This is a genomic window from Methanocalculus alkaliphilus (assembly GCF_024170505.1).
Taxonomy (GTDB): Archaea; Halobacteriota; Methanomicrobia; order Methanomicrobiales; family Methanocorpusculaceae; genus Methanocalculus; species Methanocalculus alkaliphilus.
In genome coordinates this window covers 31,117-47,779 of the sequence record NZ_JALJYG010000015.1, presented here as the reverse complement: position 1 = coordinate 47,779, position 16,663 = coordinate 31,117, and the positions used below count along the sequence as shown (strand labels likewise).

Below are 16,663 nucleotides of genomic sequence, written 5' to 3'. Positions count from 1 at the left end.
ATGGGAGATCCAGTCTAATGCTATCGCCGACTACCTAAAGGATCCAAAGTATGCGCTCTAAATTTTTTTCGGAGGGTTATGCGTAAGTCCTATCAAATATAATTTTAATTTCACTCTCAAATTCTACCCTTCTCCTCCTCCGCCCCTTTTCTCCTCCTGGAAGATACCGGACCTCTCCTGATCAGCCCGGTATTCCGGAAATGCAGGACCTCTGATATTTGTATATTAATTGTAATATGGCGCGCATTGTACCGCTCCTTTATATCCTTGTGAACATGCACCTAATATACCTTATCAAAACCTATAAAACAGCTTGGAATACTCATGTCTCAAAGGAATACCCTTCTCTTCGGTCTGATGATCGCTTCTGGTCCTTGAGCGGCTATATGTTCGTTATATATAAAACAAAAAACATCAATGTGATAATCGGGTTAATGTAACGGGTTATTACCGAAAAGAGCTCCATTAATCAACTAAAATTCAAATCAACATATTTAAGCCATGAATATTGCACCACTTATTTGTCCGAGGTTTAACCATGGCAATGAAATATGTACAAACCACCTGCCCGTACTGCGGGACAGGCTGCAGCATGAACCTGGTCGTCAACGACGGCAAGGTCGTGGGCGTCGCCCCGTACCAGCGCTCCCCCGTCAACGAGGGGAAGCTCTGTCCAAAGGGCGTCTATGCGCACGAGTTCATCAACAGTGAAGACCGGCTGACCACCCCGCTCATCAAGAAGGACGGGAAGTTCGTCGAAGCCAGCTGGGACGAGGCATACGAGCTCATCGCCAGCAAGCTGAAATCGTACCAGCCGAGCGAGGTTGGCGTCCTTGCCTCTGCCCGTGTCAGCAACGAGGACAACTACGCGATCATGAAGTTCGCCCGTGGTGCCCTGAAGACGACGCACATCGACCACTGTGCCCGTCTCTGCCACTCCTCCTCCGTTGCCGGCCTTGCAACAACGTTTGGCTCCGGTGCAATGACCAACTCGATCGCCGACATCGCCGAATCGAAGTGCATCTTCATCATCGGGAGCAACACCTATGAGCAGCACCCGCTCATCGGCCGGAGTGTCGCCCGTGCCCGGAAGAACGGCGGTAAGGTGATCTACGCCGACCCCCGTCTCACCCCGACCGGCAAGCAGGCTGACATGTATATGCAGTTTCGGAGCGGGACCGATGTCGCCATCTTCAACGCGATGATGCAGGAGATCATCAAAAACGGCTGGGAGAACAAGGAGTTCATCGAGAAGCGGTGTGTCGAGTATGATGCCCTGAAAGGCGAAGTCATGAAGCCCGAATACTCGCTTGAGAACGTCGAGACCATCTCCGGCATCCCCGCCGCCCAGCTGAAGCAGGCCGCCGAATGGTATGCCACAAGCGGCGCCTCCTCGGTTATCTTCTCAATGGGTATCACACAGCACACCACCGGTGTTGACAACGTCAAATCCATTGCAAACCTTGCCATGCTGACCGGCAACATCGGCCGTCCCGGCACCGGTGTGAACCCGCTCCGTGGCCAGAACAATGTCCAGGGCGCCTGTGACATGGGCTGTCTCCCTGTCGTCTTCACCGGCTACCAGAAGGTCATCGATGAAGCTGCCCACAAGAAGTTCTCCGATGCCTGGGGCTTTTCGGACGGTATCTGCAAACCCGAGAACGGCTATGAGGTCACCATCATGCTCAAGACGCTCAATGAGAAGCCTGGTGAACTCAAGGGCATGTACATCATGGGCGAGAACCCGATGCTCTCTGATGCCAACCTCTCCCATGTGAAGGATGCGCTTGAGAAGCTTGAGTTCCTCGTCGTCCAGGATATCTTCATGACCGAGACCGCCGAGATGGCCGATGTCGTCCTCCCCGCCACCTGCTTTGCCGAGAAGGATGGTGTCCAGGTCTCGACCGAGCGTCGTGTCCAGCGTCTCAGAAAGGCACAGGAAGCCCCCGGCCAGGCAAAACTCGACTGGCAGATCATCGCCGAGGTTGCCGCAAAGATGGGCTATGCCGAGCAGTTCGCCTGGCAGTCTGCTGAAGATATCTTCAACGAGATCACCAGCCTGACCCCGTCCTATGCCGGTATGTCCTATGAGCGTCTCAACAAACCCGAAGCGCTTCAGTGGCCCTGCCCTGCAGCCGACCACCCGGGTACCCCGATCCTGCATACCACGGCATTTGCCCCGGTCATGCCCGACGGCAAGGGTCTGATGACGGCGATCACGTTCAAGCCGCCGGCAGAGGTTCCTGACGCCGAGTATCCGTTCATCCTGACGACCGGCCGAAGCTTATTCCACTGGCACACCGGTGGTATGACCCGGCGTTCCGCATCACTTGACAGCGAACAGCCCACCGGGTGGATCGAGATCAATGTCGATGATGCCAAAGCACTCGGTATCGCCGACAACGAGATGATCATCGCAAAGACCCGGCGTGGCCAGATCAATGTGCCTGCCCGTGTGACAAAGGATATCATGAAAGGCGTGATGTTCATGCCGTTCCACTTTGCCGAATGTGCAGCCAACGTCCTGACAAACGACGCCCTCGATCCAATATCGAAGATTCCGGAGTTCAAGGCCTGTGCTGTTGCCGTTGAGAAGATCAAGGAGGCCTGATTACGATGGTTGCAAAAGGCGATATGATATATGCATGGGCATCTGACGCAGCATGCCTTGAGAAAGGCGAGTGCGGAGGGGCAGTTACTGCTCTCCTGAAATATGCCCTTGACAGCAGGATGGTTGATGGTGTCCTTGCAGTAAAGAAGGGAGCCGATATTTATGACGCCAGTGTCGAGATCGTCACCGATCCGGCTGATGTTGAGAAAGGAGCAGGCTCACTCCACTGTGGAACCCTCCTCCTCTCAAAGATCCTCACAAAATATGCGGAGGGAGCAAACAACAAAAAGCTCGCCCTCCCGGTGAAGGGCTGTGATATGATGGGTCTCCTCGAGCTTGCACGGAGAAACCAGGTCAACCTTGACAACCTTGTTCTGATCGGCCTTAATTGTGGAGGATCAATCGCTCCTGTGAGTGCTCGGAAGATGATCAAGGAGAAGTTTAACCTTGATCCCTCTGATGTTGTGAAAGAGGAGATCGACAAGGGTCAGTTCATCGTCATCACAAAGGATGGCGCCCACAAGGGCATCTCCATCGATGAGCTTGAAGAGGAAGGCTATGGCCGGAGGAGCAACTGCCGCCGGTGCCAGTACAAAGTTCCCCGCCAGGCAGATCTCGCCTGTGGAAACTGGGGTGTCGTCGGTGACAAGGCCGGTAAGGCAACCTTCGTTGAGGTCTGTTCTGAGAAGGGGGCCGATCTCGTCAGCAAGGCAGAGGCTGCAGGAGCTGTCGCCACATCGGCAGCTGATCCAAAGGGTATCGCAATTCGTGGCAAAGTCGAGAATGCCATGCTGAAGCTTGGTGAGAAGTGGAGGCAGCATGACTTTGCCGCCCTCTCCGAGAACCTCTGGGATGATATCCAGAAAGAGACCTCCCGGTGTATCAAGTGCTACTCATGCATCGAGAGCTGCCCGGTCTGTCTCCCCAAGGAAGAGGAGCTGAAGAGAGCGACAACGATGGTCCCGACAGGCCAGATCCCGCCAAACCCGATGTTCCATATGCGGCGGCTCGCCCACATCTCCGACTCCTGTATCAACTGCGGCCAGTGTGAAGAGCTCTGCCCGATGGATATCCCGCTTGCTCTCTACTCTCATGCCGTGAGGGCAGAGGCGGATGCGACATATCTCCCGAAGCTTGGTGATGCCCCATATAAAAACTAGAAAGCCTGTGCGGAGTACTATGACACGGAATTGGGGGGATGCGTGTTCCTTCCCAATCGCTTCTTTTTCTGATATCTTCTTCATATAATTGGAATTGATCTTCAATTCGATGGGGAATTCATGGTTATATTCTTCTTTCCAGGGTTCCATCGGTTACTCCTGGTTAAATTCCGCGATAGCTGATTCTGATGAATCATTTGATGAAACAATGCAATATTTTCTTGCAAAACCGAATTATTTGAGATTTTGACCTTTTTCCGAATCTTGTTTGGAGACGCTTCATACCTTCCGAATTACCAAATACATCAGGTACCCCCTGGTCTGGAAGGGTGGATACAAAGGGCGATTCCTGCCCGATTGTCTCGTTTAACATGACAGGAATGAAGGATTATGATAAGGAAATTATGTGTACTATTTGTATGTGCTCTCTGTCTCTGCGGCTTGGCATCTGCCCACCCGCATGATGATGGTGATGCTCCGGATGTGAATCTGCCTCCGATTGTACTTGCTGAGGATGGCAGAATGGTATCGATCACCCTTGATGATATGGCCCTCTATTTTGCAGAACTTGAGGGCCGTGACAACCCGCATATCGGTTGCTGCATGGTGGTAACCTACCGGGCTTTTGCTGCGGGGATATCTGAAATCTGGGGAGATGGGATCCCGGAGCGATCAGATATTGAGTATACATCTGCTCTCGTCTCCAGGGGTTCGGTTCGGTCGGCAAAGTATCTCACCGGCAATTTCGAGGATATGAATCCGGCTTATCGCGGGAAGGCCTGGTTCACCGGAGCTGATGGATCATTGATCTCCGATCCAAAGCAGAACGATCTCCAGTGGGGATCACGGGAACGAACAATTGATTCATATCGGTTTACCATGACCCGGATCTCGACAGGTGAATCAGTAACGCTCACTTTTGCGGATCATGTCTTTCCGGAGGGATATTTTGACACCAGGCGAAAGGTGGAGGTAGAGGAGACAGCATCCCCCGAGGAGATTCTCCGGTTTGCCGAAGAGTATGCTCTTGTGGGGGAGCGCTACAGGGAGCGATCAGATGCATGGCTCTTCAATGAGATCTCAAACACTCACCCGGTTGTTGTGGAGCTTGAGATCATCGACCGGAGTACCGGCAAAGTTGTTGCCGATTTCCATTATGATCACTGGCATGGAGGGCTCCCGCATATCCATGAAGGCGAGGATATCGAGCTGATGGCACGGTATATCGATGAAAGCGGATCAGTTATTCCGCTCTACCATGGAACCCGGAACCCCGGTGCAGCCTATGCGATGTCCGCACGGATTGCAGACGGGGCTCCGGCAGGATTTGCCCGGGTCTCGGATCACGGGGACCATGTCCACATTTATGGGGATCATGAAGGGGATACCTATGTCGTCTTCCAGTTGATTGAGCGTGACACAGGTGCTGTTATCTGGGAGTCCGGCCCTATTGAGGTTGAGGTTGAAGAGGGGCACCTGAATATGAAGATGTTCGCTGTAATCGGGGGAGGATTGGTTCTCCTGGTTGGTGCAGGTATTGTTCTGATGAAACGCAGGAAGGAGTAACTCCCTTCCTCCTGCCTTGAATCTCTTGTGAGTAGCATGGAACGGAGATCTCTTCTCTATGCCGTCAATATGGGGATGCTCATCTCATTCATCCTCTGTGCTCTGACAGGAATATTAAAATGGCCGGGGCTCATCCCGAAGCTTGGGCTGACATACCAGTCCCTGCCGTTTCCGGAAATTACGCTTATCCATGACTGGAGCGGGCTTGTACTCTGTATTCTGGCTGCCATTCATATTCGCATACACTGGAACTGGATGATTATCATGACAAAAAGAATGTTTCTTGAACGGAGGCGATCTGATGAATAGTACTATCCTGACCGCAGTCCGGCTGATGCTTCTGGCTGGTCTCTTCTGTGGCGTCTCCGGATGCGTTGATGAATCCTCAGGAGGGGACCGGCATCTCGTTCCACCGCAAGAGGGTGACTCGATTCAGCAAAGTGAGATGACCCCCGATGAAGCAGCTGCCGCCCTTGCCGGTGCCTGCCCGTTTGGGAAGACCTGTAGTGGTGGTGTCGGGGATTGTGCTTTGTTTACCGATCTGAATGACGATGGGTGTTGTGATCTCGGTCTTCGGGATGATCCATAGTCGATACTGTCTGGGGGTATCTCTATCTCATTGTTTCCGCTGCCGGGAACAAAGATTCTGCCCTTCTTTCTGATATGCATGGGATTTACCCGGGTTTTTACTATGAATTACCTGAGTATGGTAGATCCCGGGTACCCCGGAACAGCATCCCTTTTGAAGGTATGCGATCAATAGAATGCATCACAATGGAGACGCATCGGATCGCCACACTCATACTCATCACCGGATCACTCCTTACTGCTGTACTCATCTACTCTGCTGCCCCGGAGATGATCCCGACACACTGGAATCTCTCGGGCGAGCCCGATGCATGGTCAGATCAAGTGTTTGGCCTTGCAATCATCCCCGCAATCATCATTGCTGCCGCCCTCCTCTTCGGAATGCTGCTCAGACGCTACGGCTCCGGAGATATACGGACACGGAGATCAGCGGGGTGGTTCATCTTCCTGGTGCTTGGTCTCCTGTATGCAATCCAGCTATACCAGGCCCTCACCATACTCGGCCATCCGGTTGATCCCCTTCTCTTCTTCCCGGTCCTCTTTGCTCTCCTCTCCCTTGGCATTTCGATCCTCCTCCCCCGGATCTCCAGCCCGAATCCTGTCTTTGGGATCAGAACACCCTGGACGATGAAGAGCCCAATCGTCTGGGAGAGGACGCATCAGGCGGGTGCACGGACCTTCCGGATCGCGGCCGGGCTGACACTTCTTGGTGCCTTCTTTCCCGATCACCTCTTCCTCTTCATCATCGCCCCGGTCCTTTTGGCCACGGCATGGCTCGTCGTCGTCAGCTACCGTGAATATCAGCGGCTGGAGATGATCCATGAGTGATGAGACGACAACCCAGAAGACCCTTGAAGCCTTCTTCGGCCTCACCTCCTTTCGTCCGAACCAGGAGGCGATCATCGCAGACATCCTCTCCGGCCGTGATGTCCTGGCGATCATGGCGACCGGCGGTGGTAAATCCCTCTGCTACCAGCTCCCTGCCGTAAAGCTCGGCGGACTCTCGGTCGTCGTCTCTCCGTTGATTGCCCTGATGAAGGATCAGGTGGACAGCCTGCTGGATCAGGGGATCGAGGCCGCCCTCATCACCTCCAGCCAGACCTATGACCAGAGGAAGGCGGTGGAGGCGGCTATCCGGAATGGAAACGTCAGGATCCTCTATGTCTCTCCCGAACGGATGGCGCTTCCCCCATTCCAGCAGCTTCTCAGAGAGGCCGGACCGAAACTCTTTGCCATCGACGAGGCGCATTGCATCTCCCACTGGGGTCACCAGTTTCGCGAAGACTACCGTTCACTCTCACTGATCCGGGATACCTTTCCGGAGGTTCCGATCATCGCCCTCACTGCGACCGCGACGGAGGAGGTGCGGGATGATATCATCAGGGAACTGAGGCTCCGTTCACCATCCCGGTATATCGGAAGTTTTGACCGGGAGAATATCAGGTATACCGTCAGGGAGGTGGCAACAGAGAAGGAGAGGTTCCGCCGTCTCGTCCAGTTCATCTCAAATAACCATCCCGGCTCCGGGATCGTCTATTGCCGCTCCCGGAAATCTGTCGAAGAGACTGCGGAAAACCTCAGGGAACGCGGGATTCCTGCTCTTCCCTACCATGCCGGACTCTCGGCAAATGAGCGGATCCGTGTACAGAATGCTTTCCTCAGAGGGGAGATCCGAGTCATCTCTGCCACCGTCGCCTTCGGGATGGGAATCGACAAGCCGGATGTCCGGTTCGTTGCCCATTACCATCCCCCAAAGGATATCGAATCATTTTATCAGGAGAGCGGAAGGGCAGGGAGGGATGGAAAGCCCTCCGAATCTCTTCTATTATACTCGCGAAGTGACTTCATTATCGCTGAAAAACTTATCACACAGGAGTATCATGGGAGAGAGAACTACCCGGTCCGGCTCGCCAACCTCTCCCGGATGGCTGCATGGTGCTCACGGGATGGCTGTCGGAGGCGTTCCCTGCTCGCCCATTTCGGTGAGAAGTACCCCGCATCCCGCTGTGGGACCTGCGACGGCTGTGATGCCCTGAAACGGGAGAAAAAAGCAGGGAAACGGTAGTACCATATTTCCATCAGATCTGATCGCCGGGTTGAAGGATACATTTATCATTTAGATGTACATATATATTCATTATACCACAACTTTGTATTTGAATGGAGGTTTTTGTAAGATGCAGACCAAAATATATCTTGATGAGGAGAGCATCCCCAGAACCTGGTATAATATCCAGGCTGATCTCCCGACCCCGCTTGATCCTCCGCTCCACCCGGCGACCGGCAAGCCTGTTATCCCTGATGATCTCGCCCCGATCTTTCCAAAGGAACTCATCCTCCAGGAGATGACCCAGCAGCGGGAAATCCCGGTCCCTGATGAGGTCCGGGAGATCCTCAAACTCTGGAGGCCCGCCCCGCTCTATCGTGCACATCGGCTTGAGAAGTACCTCAAGACCCCGGCGAAGATCTACTATAAGTACGAAGGGGTCAGCCCGGCAGGGAGCCATAAGCCAAATACCGCCATTCCCCAGGCATACTACAATATGAAGGAGGGGATTGAGCGGATCGCGACAGAGACCGGGGCCGGCCAGTGGGGGTCTGCTCTCGCCTTTGCAACGAACATCTTTGATCTGGAGTGCACCATCTACATGGTCAGATCCAGCTATGCCCACAAACCATACCGGAAATCCATGATGCATGTCTGGGGTGCAGAATGTATCCCGAGCCCGAGCACCAAAACCGCAGCGGGGCGGGCGGTCCTTGAAAAAGATCCCGAGACGACCGGGAGCCTGGGCATTGCCATCTCCGAAGCCGTCGAGGATGCCGCGACCAATGCAAACACCCATTACGCCCTTGGCTCGGTCTTAAACCATGTCTGCCTCCACCAGACGGTGATCGGCCTTGAGGCACGGGAGCAGCTTGCGACGGTTGATTCTTACCCGGATGTCGTCATCGGTAGTGTCGGCGGCGGATCGAACTTCGCAGGGATTGCGTTTCCATTTGCAGGAGATATCCTGACCGGGAAGGCGAAAGGGACGGAGATCATCGGCGTCGAGCCTGCCGCCTGCCCGACGATGACCAAAGGGCTGTACGAATATGATTATGGCGATGTTGCCGGCCTGACACCGATGATGAAGATGTACACCCTCGGCCATGAGTTCGTCCCGCCATCACTCCATTCCGGAGGGCTGCGGTACCATGGCGACTCCCCGATCGTCTCCCGCCTCGTCCATGACGGGATCGTCACTCCGAGGGCGTACTTCCAGAATGAGGTCTTCGCCGCAGCTGAGATCTTCGCCCGGGCCGAGGGGATCATCGTCGCACCCGAGGCTGCCCATGCGGTCAAAGGGGCGATTGATGTTGCGCTTGAATGCAGGAAGACCGGTGAAGAGAAGACGATCCTCTTCTGCAACTCCGGCCATGGCCACTTTGACATGACGGCATATGATGCCTACCATGCAGGCGAGATCATCGATTATGAATGCCCCGACGACCTGATCAAAGAGTCCCTCTCCCATCTCCCGAAGGTCCGGTGATGCAGAGGATCGGACTTGTCATCAATCCCATTGCCGGCCTTGGGGGGACCGTCGGGCTGAAGGGGACAGACGGCCTCTCTGAAGAGGCATTGAAGCGGGGGGCTGAGCCCCGCTCACTCCTTCGTGCGGAAGAGACCCTCTCCCTTCTTGTAAATGAACCGATAGAGTTTCTGACCGCATCAGGCCCGATGGGAGAGGATGCCCTCCGGAATGCCGGGATCTCCCGGTATACGGTCCTCTATGAATGCAATACCACAACGACTGCCAAGGATACCGTGGCGGCATGCAGGGCATACGCAGATGCGGGAGCCGGCCTGATCCTCTTCGTCGGTGGTGACGGCACCGCACGGGATGTCCTTGCCGCAGTCGGCACCAGCACCCCTCTCCTTGGTATCCCGGCCGGGGTCAAGATGTACTCCGCGGTCTTTGCAACCGATCCGCAGGCCGCCGCCCCCCTCATCCGGGATATCGGCTCGCTCCCGCTCCGCGATGCCGAGGTCCTTGATGTCGATGAGGAGGCGTACCGTTCCGGCCGGCTCAGCACCCGCCTCTATGGTATTGCCCGGATTCCCTACCGGAGCGGCTTTGTCCAGCATGCGAAAGAGACATATGGAACGCAGGGAGATGAAGAGCGGCAGAGGAGAGAGATCGCCCGTTTCATGGCAGCTGTCCTCTCGTCGGGCCGGCCCTTCATTCTTGGTGCGGGATCGACGACAGAAGCGATAGCAGAGGAGATGGGGCTCCCAAAGACCCTCCTGGGCATTGATGCCTATGCCGGCGGTACCCGCTTCGCAGGTGACCTTGACGCCCGTTCCCTCCTTTCATTCCTTGAGATCCACCCGGATGCACGCCTCATCATCAGCCCGATCGGATCCCAGGGGTTCATCCTCGGCCGTGGGACGCAGGTGATCACACCCGCAGCCATCTCCCGGATAGGACCGGAGAATATCATCGTCGTTGCCACACCGGAAAAACTCCGTGGGACACCTCTTCTCCATATTGATACCGGTGATCGTCTTTGTGATGCGGCCTTTCCTGAGACGATCCGCGTCATCTGCGGATATGGTCTCGCAGAACGAAGAACCATTGCCAGATCCGGCATATAATCGGTCACTTTAAATGGCTATTGTACAAATATATACATCAAAGAACAAATATTGTATCTCTGGAGCAACAGATGCCAAACGTCACATCATTTCTTGATATCGGTGCAGCACGATCAAGCGGCCCAGCCTTGATTCTTCCATCAACGGGTGAATCCTACACGATGCAGGATCTCCTTGATGCAACCTGCACTCTCGGGTCGCTCCTCCTCTCCCATGGCGTTTCAAAAGGGGAGCGGATCACCATCTGCCTTGAGAGCTCTGCGGGCTATCTCATCGCATACTTTGCCGCGTGGCGGATCGGTGCTGTTGCCGTTCCGGCAAACCGGGTCGCAACGAGGGATGAACTTGCCTACGCTGTATCTGATTCCGGGAGCAAGGTGATCATCACCGATCCTGAGGGCTCGGAGATGGCATCGTCCATCCCGGATGTCACCGTCATCGTCGCAGGGGGCGATGCTCCGGAAGGAACTGTCCCCTGGAGACTTCTCCCCGATGATCGGATCTGGATTGAACCTGCGAACTGCCAGGGATCAGATCTCTGTCACATTCAGTACACCTCAGGAACAACCGGACGGCCGAAGGGTGCGATGCTCACCCAGGGGGGATGGATGGCGGCACTCGATGCCGAGGCCGAGGTCCTTGGCCTCCGTCCGGATGATATCTATCTTGGCATCTACCCGATGGGCCATGTCGGCATCTCCTGGGGGATCGCCGCCCTGAAGGCCGGTGCACGCTTCGTTGTGATGGAACGCTTTGATCCGGAGGCATATCTCCGGCTGACTGAGGAGTACCGGGTGACGGTCCTTGCCGGGATGCCTCCGGTGATCCATACCCTCCTCACCTCCCCGCCGGGAACCGAAGACCTGCTTGCATCTGTCCGGGAGATCATCTCAGGTGGCGGTCCGCTCCATCCTGATATCTGGAAACCCTTTCATGAGCGGTTTTCCATCCCGATCATCAACGCCTACGGCCTCTCCGAGACGATCGTCGTCGGCACAGGAACCGCCATCCGTGCAGACGACTATCCGCTCGCAGACCGGTTCCTCTCGGTCGGCCATCCTGCCGGTTATTCAGAGGTCCGGATCGTCGATACCGGGGATCCATCAGTGGTCCTCCCGGAAGGTATGGAGGGGGAGATCGCCCTTCGCGGCCCCTCCGTCGCCCTCGGCTATTATGGGATGCCGGAGGAGACGGCGGCTGCCTTCCTCCCGTCCGGCTGGTTCCTCACCGGCGATATCGGGTACCTGGATGAGAACGGAATGCTCTCGATCACCGACCGGAAGAAGGATATGATCATCATGTCCGGCTGGAAGATCTACCCCACAGAGGTGGAAAATGTCCTCCTCCGCCACCCCGATATCGCAGATGCGGCAATATTCGGTGTTCCCGATCCACGGCGGGGCGAGATCCCGGTTGCGGCGGTCATTCTGAAACGCCCCCTCCGGATCGAGGAGATCATCACCTACTGCCGCCGGCATCTGGCAGGGTACAAGGTTCCCCGTGAGGTGGAGATCGTTGATCACCTTCCACGGGTCAATGGCTGGAAGCTGATGAGAAAGAGCCTCAGGGAAAACTATTCACAGAAAATAAGGCAGACACCATGAAATCCAGAGATATAGCAATCGTCGGCATCCTGCTTGCAGCCGGGGCCATCGTCCGGTTTATGTCCCTCGTCATTCCGGGACCAATCGTCGCCAACCTTGTCATAGCGTTTTATTCGCTCGCGATCCTCCTTGTTGTACCGAAGGTGAATGAGGCCCTCGGAATCGGGGCGATCGCCGGCCTGGTATCTGCCCTGATCAGCCATTCGATCTTCCCACCGGCAAACCTCATCTCCGAGCCCGTCGGTGCCGTCGTCTGCATCCTCGTCTTCATGCTGGTGAAGGACCGGATCAGGGTGGGGGCACCCGGCATCTCAACCGCCATTGCGACGCTTGCATCGGGATTTACCTTCGTGGGGGTTGTTGTCCTCCTCCTCCTGGCAGCACCGGGAATGCTTGCAAAGGCAGTAACCCTGACCGGCTTTGTCATGGCAATCGTCCCGATTGTTCTCATCACCGCTGTCGTCAATGGAATCATCGTCCAGATGCTCTACCCGTCTGCCTCACGAATCCTGGAGAGATGAACGATGCCTATTGATATTCAGAATCTCAGTTACACATACCTCAGAGGGGACAGACCGGTTCTCAGGGAGATCTCCCTCTCCCTCTCCCCGGGATCGATGCTGATCATCACCGGCCCATCAGGGTCAGGAAAGACCACCCTCTGCCGGGCGATGGCAGGGATCCTCTCCCATCTCTACTCAGGGAGGCTTGAGGGTTCCATTGCCGTGAAAGGAAAGGATATTATGGCGTATGACGGCGTCGAAGAGCTCTATTATGATGTATCGATGGTCTTTGATGACGCCGATGCCCAGCTGATCTTCACAACGGTCGGTGAGGAGATCTCAACCAGTCTCCGGAACCGGGGCTTCTCCCGGGGTCAGACGGAAGAGGAGCTGGACCGGATCCTCGGTCTTCTTGAGATCCGGGACCTTGTTGATCGACCCCCCTATACCCTCTCTGGTGGCCAGAAGCAGAAGGCGGCACTTGCAGCGACACTGGCACTTGGAACCGATATCCTGATCCTCGATGAGGCGACATCAGAGCTTGATGAAGCCGCCAGGGGTGTCGTCTTCTCCCTCCTCCGCCGGCTTGCTGATGAAGGGAAGACGATCATCCTTGTTGAGCATATGATCGATGAAGCCGCGTCATATGCCGATGCCTGTATCCTCCTTGAGGATGGGCGGATCACCGCATCGGGATCGGCACAAGAGGTCTCACGCCGGATACAGGAGTCACTCCGGCCGGCCCGGAGACGCACATCAGTGGCGAACGGGGATCGCCTCATCGAGATGGAGAATCTTGTTCATTGCTACGGAGATCTCCGGGCTGTTGATGGTGTGAATCTGACACTCAGCCGTGGTGAGATCATCGCGATCATCGGGGAGAACGGCTCCGGCAAGACGACACTTGTGAAGCATATGAATGGCCTTCTCCGCCCGACCGAAGGATCGCTCCTCGTCTCCGGGACGAGGTGCCATGACCAGTCGGTCTCTCTCCTCTCCCGGCATACCGGACTCGTCTTCCAGAATCCGGATACGATGCTCTTTGAGGATACTGTTCAAAAGGAGGTCGCCTTCGGCCTGAAGAATATCGGAAAGGATACCGGATGTATCGAAACGGTACTCGCCGAGGTCGGCCTTGCAGGAAAAGGGGAGGTCAATCCACGCCATCTCAGCAGGGGCGAACGGCAGCGGCTCGCCCTCGCCTGCGTCATCGCGATGGGCCAGGATGTCTTCGTCCTGGATGAACCGACAACCGGGCTTGATCCTGCAGAATCGCTCCAGATTATGGATATCCTGGGGCGTCTTGCAGACGCCGGCCATGGGATCGTGATGATCACCCATAATCCCGGACTCGCGACAACCTATGCGGACCGGGTCATCAGGATGAACAGCGGGCGGATCGTATCGATCGAGGAGGCATGACGATGCAGGAGATTATGCAGTATATCCCGGGAGCCGGCATCTTCCACCGGATTCATCCCCTGACAAAGCTTGTATTCACGGTTATCCTCGTTGCGCTTGCCGTCATGACCGGAGATCTTCTCATCCTCTCCGGTCTTCTCATTGCGGTCTATCTTGCTGCATGGGCAGGGGGGCTCTCCCGCGGGCTCACCGAACAGATCCCGCTCCTCCTCATCCTTGGTGGGATGCTTGTCCTCTTCACCGTCCTGACGATGCAGGGGGGCGAGGTGATCCTGACGCTCATCCCGGCTGCCGTTCCACTCATCGGTGGTGCCCTTCCGGTGACGAGCGGGGCACTCCTCTTTGGGACGATCCTTGCACTCCGGTTCTCTGTGATGCTCTTTGCATTCCAGCTTCTGGTCATCTCGACCAGGCCGGGGGAGCTGGTCATGACACTTCGCCAGCTTCGGATGCCGATTGATTATACACTGATGTTCCTCATCGCGCTCCGCTTCATTCCAACGCTCCAGAGGGAGGGGATCCGGATAAGCGAGGCACAGCTTGCACGCGGGTACTCCCCCGGAGACGGGTTCATCGGGAAGGTCCGGGGTCTCCGGCCGGTCATCCTCCCCCTCATCTTTAACTCTCTTGGAAAGGCTGATACCCTAGGAATGACGATCGATATGCGTGGGTACAGACGCGGGAAGGCTGAACCGGATCCGATCACCTTTGGCCGTCTCGACGGGGCTGTTATCACTGCGGTGTCGCTTCTTGCCGTTATGGTGGTTGCCATACCCCTGATGTAGGATACGATGATGGAAGAGCATGGGATGAGAACAAGCGGGGTACCGGGGCTTGATCCGGTCCTCGGTGGCGGATACCGGGCAGGTGCCCGGATCATCGTCTATGGATCCGCCCTCTCCGGGATTGAGATACTTGCGGCCCGGTTTGCAGCAGCGGCAGACGGGGTGTATCTGACCCTTGATGAGGAGCCCGTCGGCCCGGCACTTGTGGCTGCAGGCCTCTCGGTCGAGGATATCGCCCATGATATCAGGGGTTCTGCCGCAGTCCTTGACTCGCTCTCCTCGGTGATCCTTGACCGGGGCATCTCCCAGGCGATCCGTCTCCTCACCATCGCCACAGAATCGTTCCGGTCGGAAGGGGGATGCCTCCTCTGTACGCTGTACGAAGGCCTGCATACCCCGTATGAAGAGATCCTGATCTTCAGGCAGGCAGATATCGTCATCTATCTCAGAACAGAGGTCCACCAGTCCCAGATCGAACGCCGGCTCCAGGTGATGAAGTACCGGGGGATGCGGATCCCTGATCGGACCGTCCCCTTCATCCTCACCGGGGATGGGATCGAGCTCTCGACGACGTCAAGGGTGGTGTGAGGAGATGGATCTCACAACACTGCCTCGTAGAAAGAGGTTATTTCAGGGAGATGACTGAGCTCACCGGCCAACTCACTCTGGAGAATCGCAGTCTTTAATCGCAGAAAGTGGGACGTAACTATCTCTTCGACGATTTGCCCAGATTCTGCTATCTTCCTCAAGCCTGCGTATTTTCCGGTCGCTGACTCCCTCTCCCGGAAGATCCGTATATGTATAATCTGCCTTCTCCATTTCTACAAGCTCTTTCGATCTGTTCTGTTATCGCACTGTGTATCCCGCATTCTATTCATACTCCCTTCTCACCAGCCTGACCGCCTCGCACATCCGGGAGAGCTTTGCAGCCGCCCCCTCCGGCGTATGCATCCGCAATCCGCAGTCCGGGTCGATCAATATCCTGTCATGCGAGAAGGTATCGATGCAGGTCTCGATCCGCTCCCTGATCAGGTCGACACTCTCCACCTCGTGATCTGATGATGCAACGCACCCACACCCGATCATCTTCCCTCTGAGATCCTTTTCATCGAATATCTCAAGGTTCTCCGGCTGGGTTGCGGCCTCAATATCAAGGACTGCGACAGGGAGGCGGAGGAGGGTATCGATGATCCCGGCAAGCGGTCCGCAGACATGCACGCAGACAGGGAGATCCACTGATCGGGCGATGATCCCGATCGCTTCCGCCCCGGTCGCAATATCCGCAGCACCGGTTGAGAGGATCGGCTCATCGATCTGGATCATGCAGACTCCTTCCTTTGCAAGCGCCTGAGCCTCCACAGCAAGTGCAGCGGCGATATCAAGGACGACCTCATCCCTGTTTCTGTACTCGGGGGTTTTTATCCGGAGTGCATGGGCGATGGAGGAAGGGCCGGTGAGGATTCCTTTGACCTTCCCTGTCTGGGAGAGGGCGTACCTGGTATCCCCGACGGTGATCCCGGATGCGGCAGGGAGGATACGGGAGATGACGGTATCATCCCGGACACCCGGCAGCTTGCCTGTGAATGCCTGGATCATCCCTTCACGGACCTGTCCATCCGAGATGATATCGACACCCGCACGGATCTGCTCTGCAACAGCGAACCGGACCGCATGCCGGTAGGGATCGATGATCGCTCCAAGCCCGGTTCCTTTCACCGCAGGGAAGCTCCCGACGACCGTCGTCGGGAGGATCATACCGGGATCGAATCGAGGCGAAGACAT

Annotated in this window: 15 protein-coding genes; 14 read left to right on the top strand and 1 reads right to left on the bottom strand. The window is 56.0% G+C overall.

Features of this window, described 5'->3' with window-relative positions:
- The first annotated feature begins 538 nt into the window (after nt 1-538).
- The 14 genes from fdhF to J2T58_RS09570 all read left to right on the top strand — a co-directional run bounded on the left by fdhF (nt 539) and on the right by J2T58_RS09570 (nt 15,469).
- On the top strand, nt 539-2,611 hold the full coding sequence (gene fdhF / locus J2T58_RS09635; protein ID WP_253489348.1) for a formate dehydrogenase subunit alpha: 2,073 nt from the start codon (nt 539-541) through the stop codon (nt 2,609-2,611).
- Between the two features lie 5 nt (nt 2,612-2,616).
- A complete protein-coding gene (locus tag J2T58_RS09630; RefSeq protein WP_253489346.1) occupies nt 2,617-3,771 on the top strand; it encodes a Coenzyme F420 hydrogenase/dehydrogenase, beta subunit C-terminal domain in 1,155 nt (384 codons plus the stop codon).
- Nucleotides 3,772-4,212: 441 nt separating this feature from the next.
- Complete coding sequence (locus J2T58_RS09625) at nt 4,213-5,337, top strand: hypothetical protein (protein ID WP_253489344.1); 1,125 nt, start codon at nt 4,213-4,215, stop codon at nt 5,335-5,337.
- Between the two features lie 36 nt (nt 5,338-5,373).
- On the top strand, nt 5,374-5,646 hold the full coding sequence (locus J2T58_RS09620) for a DUF4405 domain-containing protein (protein WP_253489343.1): 273 nt from the start codon (nt 5,374-5,376) through the stop codon (nt 5,644-5,646).
- The gene (locus J2T58_RS09615) at nt 5,639-5,926 is read left to right on the top strand and encodes a hypothetical protein (RefSeq protein ID WP_253489341.1); all 288 of its coding nucleotides are present in this window, start codon (nt 5,639-5,641) and stop codon (nt 5,924-5,926) included. Before J2T58_RS09620 ends, J2T58_RS09615 begins: the two co-directional genes overlap by 8 nt.
- Nucleotides 5,927-6,087: 161 nt before the next feature.
- Nucleotides 6,088-6,753 carry an SdpI family protein gene (locus J2T58_RS09610; protein ID WP_253489339.1) on the top strand — a complete coding sequence of 222 codons (666 nt, stop codon included), beginning with the start codon at nt 6,088-6,090 and terminating at the stop codon, nt 6,751-6,753.
- Nucleotides 6,746-7,990, top strand: a complete 1,245-nt coding sequence (locus J2T58_RS09605) for a RecQ family ATP-dependent DNA helicase (protein WP_253489336.1) — start codon at nt 6,746-6,748, stop codon at nt 7,988-7,990. Before J2T58_RS09610 ends, J2T58_RS09605 begins: the two co-directional genes overlap by 8 nt.
- Before the next feature lie 112 nt (nt 7,991-8,102).
- On the top strand, nt 8,103-9,461 hold the full coding sequence (locus J2T58_RS09600; protein ID WP_253489334.1) for a TrpB-like pyridoxal phosphate-dependent enzyme: 1,359 nt from the start codon (nt 8,103-8,105) through the stop codon (nt 9,459-9,461).
- A complete protein-coding gene (locus J2T58_RS09595; protein WP_253489333.1) occupies nt 9,461-10,567 on the top strand; it encodes an ATP-NAD kinase family protein in 1,107 nt (368 codons plus the stop codon). The genes J2T58_RS09600 and J2T58_RS09595 overlap by 1 nt, the downstream gene beginning before the upstream one ends.
- A gap of 71 nt (nt 10,568-10,638) precedes the next feature.
- Nucleotides 10,639-12,171 carry a class I adenylate-forming enzyme family protein gene (locus J2T58_RS09590; RefSeq protein ID WP_253489332.1) on the top strand — a complete coding sequence of 511 codons (1,533 nt, stop codon included), beginning with the start codon at nt 10,639-10,641 and terminating at the stop codon, nt 12,169-12,171.
- Nucleotides 12,168-12,692, top strand: a complete 525-nt coding sequence (locus tag J2T58_RS09585; RefSeq protein ID WP_253489331.1) for a hypothetical protein — start codon at nt 12,168-12,170, stop codon at nt 12,690-12,692. Before J2T58_RS09590 ends, J2T58_RS09585 begins: the two co-directional genes overlap by 4 nt.
- Nucleotides 12,693-12,695: 3 nt before the next feature.
- The gene (locus tag J2T58_RS09580; protein ID WP_253489330.1) at nt 12,696-14,096 is read left to right on the top strand and encodes an ABC transporter ATP-binding protein; all 1,401 of its coding nucleotides are present in this window, start codon (nt 12,696-12,698) and stop codon (nt 14,094-14,096) included.
- Nucleotides 14,097-14,098: 2 nt separating this feature from the next.
- The gene (locus tag J2T58_RS09575) at nt 14,099-14,881 is read left to right on the top strand and encodes an energy-coupling factor transporter transmembrane component T family protein (protein ID WP_253489329.1); all 783 of its coding nucleotides are present in this window, start codon (nt 14,099-14,101) and stop codon (nt 14,879-14,881) included.
- A gap of 6 nt (nt 14,882-14,887) precedes the next feature.
- A complete protein-coding gene (locus tag J2T58_RS09570) occupies nt 14,888-15,469 on the top strand; it encodes an RAD55 family ATPase (RefSeq protein WP_253489327.1) in 582 nt (193 codons plus the stop codon).
- 282 nt (nt 15,470-15,751) lie between these two features.
- Here the strand turns inward: J2T58_RS09570 and J2T58_RS09565 are convergent, their stop codons facing one another.
- Nucleotides 15,752-16,636 carry a methionine synthase gene (locus tag J2T58_RS09565; RefSeq protein ID WP_253489325.1) on the bottom strand — a complete coding sequence of 295 codons (885 nt, stop codon included), beginning with the start codon at nt 16,634-16,636 and terminating at the stop codon, nt 15,752-15,754.
- Nucleotides 16,637-16,663 lie beyond the last annotated feature (27 nt).

Excerpts from the sequence above, each read along its gene's own strand:
- J2T58_RS09565 (WP_253489325.1), bottom strand. The coding sequence starts at position 16,636 with ATGATCCTCCCGACGACGGTCGTCGGGAGCTTCCCTGCGGTGAAAGGA.
- J2T58_RS09620 (WP_253489343.1), top strand. The coding sequence starts at position 5,374 with ATGGAACGGAGATCTCTTCTCTATGCCGTCAATATGGGGATGCTCATC.
- J2T58_RS09615 (WP_253489341.1), top strand. The coding sequence starts at position 5,639 with ATGAATAGTACTATCCTGACCGCAGTCCGGCTGATGCTTCTGGCTGGT.
- J2T58_RS09595 (WP_253489333.1), top strand. The coding sequence starts at position 9,461 with ATGCAGAGGATCGGACTTGTCATCAATCCCATTGCCGGCCTTGGGGGG.
- J2T58_RS09575 (WP_253489329.1), top strand. The coding sequence starts at position 14,099 with ATGCAGGAGATTATGCAGTATATCCCGGGAGCCGGCATCTTCCACCGG.
- J2T58_RS09610 (WP_253489339.1), top strand. The coding sequence starts at position 6,088 with ATGCGATCAATAGAATGCATCACAATGGAGACGCATCGGATCGCCACA.
- J2T58_RS09585 (WP_253489331.1), top strand. The coding sequence starts at position 12,168 with ATGAAATCCAGAGATATAGCAATCGTCGGCATCCTGCTTGCAGCCGGG.
- J2T58_RS09570 (WP_253489327.1), top strand. The coding sequence starts at position 14,888 with ATGATGGAAGAGCATGGGATGAGAACAAGCGGGGTACCGGGGCTTGAT.
- J2T58_RS09600 (WP_253489334.1), top strand. The coding sequence starts at position 8,103 with ATGCAGACCAAAATATATCTTGATGAGGAGAGCATCCCCAGAACCTGG.
- J2T58_RS09605 (WP_253489336.1), top strand. The coding sequence starts at position 6,746 with ATGAGTGATGAGACGACAACCCAGAAGACCCTTGAAGCCTTCTTCGGC.
- fdhF (WP_253489348.1), top strand. The coding sequence starts at position 539 with ATGGCAATGAAATATGTACAAACCACCTGCCCGTACTGCGGGACAGGC.
- J2T58_RS09590 (WP_253489332.1), top strand. The coding sequence starts at position 10,639 with ATGCCAAACGTCACATCATTTCTTGATATCGGTGCAGCACGATCAAGC.
- J2T58_RS09630 (WP_253489346.1), top strand. The coding sequence starts at position 2,617 with ATGGTTGCAAAAGGCGATATGATATATGCATGGGCATCTGACGCAGCA.
- J2T58_RS09580 (WP_253489330.1), top strand. The coding sequence starts at position 12,696 with ATGCCTATTGATATTCAGAATCTCAGTTACACATACCTCAGAGGGGAC.